At 35.8% G+C, this 1,842-nt stretch carries 6 protein-coding genes; 4 read left to right on the forward strand and 2 right to left on the reverse strand.

Annotated features, from left to right (window positions below; genetic code table 11):
- Together QWZ13_RS20040 and QWZ13_RS20045 are read left to right on the forward strand one after the other, a co-directional pair.
- The coding region (locus QWZ13_RS20040; protein WP_494338227.1) for a P-type ATPase actuator domain-containing protein at positions 1 to 388 on the forward strand (388 nt) is incomplete at its 5' end.
- Positions 389 to 437: 49 nt separating this feature from the next.
- Positions 438 to 626 carry a P-type ATPase actuator domain-containing protein gene (locus QWZ13_RS20045; protein ID WP_494338228.1) on the forward strand — a complete coding sequence of 63 codons (189 nt, stop codon included), beginning with the start codon at positions 438 to 440 and terminating at the stop codon, positions 624 to 626.
- 21 nt (positions 627 to 647) lie between these two features.
- On the opposite strand, the gene QWZ13_RS20110 is transcribed toward QWZ13_RS20045, so the two are convergent.
- On the reverse strand, positions 648 to 821 hold the full coding sequence (locus QWZ13_RS20110; protein ID WP_494338229.1) for a hypothetical protein: 174 nt from the start codon (positions 819 to 821) through the stop codon (positions 648 to 650).
- Positions 822 to 1,026: 205 nt separating this feature from the next.
- Between QWZ13_RS20110 and QWZ13_RS20055 the strand changes: the two genes are divergently transcribed.
- Both QWZ13_RS20055 and QWZ13_RS20060 read left to right on the forward strand, forming a co-directional pair.
- Positions 1,027 to 1,389 (forward strand): HAD-IC family P-type ATPase, encoded by a 363-nt coding sequence (locus QWZ13_RS20055; protein WP_435407470.1) that lies wholly within the window; start codon positions 1,027 to 1,029, stop codon positions 1,387 to 1,389.
- A 10-nt stretch (positions 1,390 to 1,399) separates the two neighbouring features.
- On the forward strand, positions 1,400 to 1,570 hold the full coding sequence (locus QWZ13_RS20060) for an HAD hydrolase family protein (protein ID WP_435407472.1): 171 nt from the start codon (positions 1,400 to 1,402) through the stop codon (positions 1,568 to 1,570).
- Here QWZ13_RS20060 and QWZ13_RS20065 read toward each other — a convergent pair.
- Complete coding sequence (locus QWZ13_RS20065; protein ID WP_435407474.1) at positions 1,558 to 1,719, reverse strand: hypothetical protein; 162 nt, start codon at positions 1,717 to 1,719, stop codon at positions 1,558 to 1,560. The two genes, QWZ13_RS20060 and QWZ13_RS20065, sit on opposite strands and share 13 nt — an antisense overlap.
- Between the last annotated feature and the right edge of the window lie 123 nt (positions 1,720 to 1,842).

Here is a 1,842-nt window from a genome sequence, read left to right on the forward strand (position 1 = left end):
ATTTTATGTAGACGCTTATAAAAACCTTCGTAATGGGTCAGCAAATATGGATGTTCTTGTCGCTTTAGGTACAAGCGCAGCCTTCTTTTATAGTATTTATGAATCGATTAAGTGGTTAATTAATACAAATTATGAGCCACACCTATATTTTGAAACAAGTGCTGTATTAATTACTTTAATTCTTTTCGGAAAGTATTTAGAAGCACGTGCTAAAACACAAACAACAAATGCGTTAAGTAAATTGTTGAATTTACAAGCTAAAGAAGCACGTATATTACGCAACGGTGAAGAGACTATGGTTCCTTTAAGTGAGGTAAAAGAAGGAGACTATTTAGTTATCAAACCAGGAGAAAAAATACCAGTAGATGGCAAAATAATTAAGGTATGACTTCAATTGACGAGTCAATGTTGACAGGTGAATCTATTCCTGTTGAAAAATGCAAAATGATAATGTTATAGGATCAACAATGAATAAAAATGGAGCAATTACTGTTGAAGCAACAAAAGTTGGTAAAGATACAGCTCTTGCCTCCATTGTTAAAGTTGTCGAAGAAGCGCAAGGTTCTAAAGCGCCAATACAAAGACTAGCAGATATTATTTCTGGATATTTTGTACTATCGTTGTAGGTATCGCGATTTTCACATTTATTATATGGATTTCATTAGTTCAGCGGGACAATTTGAACCAGCCTTAGTTGCTGCAATAGCAGTATTAGTTATCGCTTGTCCTTGTGCGTTAGGCTTAGCTACGCCTACTTCTATAATGGTGGGTACCGGAAAAGCTGCTGAAAATGGCATTCTATTTAAAGGTGGAGAACACATTGAAGGTACACACGCTATTAATACAGTTGTTTTAGATAAAACTGGCACTATAACAAATGGCACACCTGAAGTCACTGATTTTAGTGGAGATGATCAAACATTACAATTGTTAGCTAGTGCAGAAAAAGGTTCTGAACACCACTAGCTGAAGCTATCGTAAGTTATGCTAAAGAAAAATCATTAGAATTTTTAGAAGTAGACCATTTTGAAGCTATACCAGGCGCGGTATAATGCAACAATTGATGGTAAAGAACTTTTTGTCGGAAATCGAAAACTAATGAGTGAAAAAGGAATCCAAACTAATGAAGCTGAAACAAATCTCGCTCAATTTGAAAAAGAAGGAAAAACTGCAATGCTTATAAGCGTAGATAACGAATTGAGAGGGGTTGTCGCTGTAGCTGATACAGTTAAAGATACTGCCCAACAAGCTATTCAAAAACTTCATGAATTAGGTATTGAAGTTGCTATGTTAACTGGTGATAACAAACGTACCGCACAAGCAATAGCAAAACAAAGTTGGTATAGACACGATTATTGCAGAGGTTTTACCAGAAGAAAAAGCTTCTAAAGTAGCAGAAATTCAATCTGAAGGTAAAAAAGTAGCTATGGTTGGAGATGGTGTCAATGATGCTCCAGCACTAGTTAAAGCAGATATTGGTATTGCCATTGGTACAGGTACAGAAGTTGCAATCGAAGCTGCTGATATAACTATTTTAGGAGGAGACCTTTTATTAATTCAAAAGCAATAAAAGCAAGTAAATCTACAATTCGTAATATTCGCCAAATCTATTTTGGGCGTTTGGTTACAATGTTGCAGGTATCCTATAGCAGCAATTGGTCTGCTAGCACCTTGGGTTGCGGGAGCAGCAATGGCTTTAAGTTCTGTAAGTGTTGTCACAAACGCTTTACGTCTAAAACGTATGAAATTATAAGAATCTTATATTTCTTGAAAGGAGGTGACAACATTGACTAACGAAGTTATTAATGTAGAAGGTATGAGCTGTGACCATTGCAAGCATTC

Origin of the sequence: Reinekea marina, assembly GCF_030409715.1 — a bacterium.
GTDB lineage: Bacteria > Pseudomonadota > Gammaproteobacteria > Pseudomonadales > Natronospirillaceae > Reinekea > Reinekea marina.

Excerpts from the sequence above, each read along its gene's own strand:
- QWZ13_RS20045 (WP_494338228.1), top strand. The coding sequence starts at position 438 with ATGCAAAATGATAATGTTATAGGATCAACAATGAATAAAAATGGAGCA.
- QWZ13_RS20110 (WP_494338229.1), bottom strand. The coding sequence starts at position 821 with ATGTGTTCTCCACCTTTAAATAGAATGCCATTTTCAGCAGCTTTTCCG.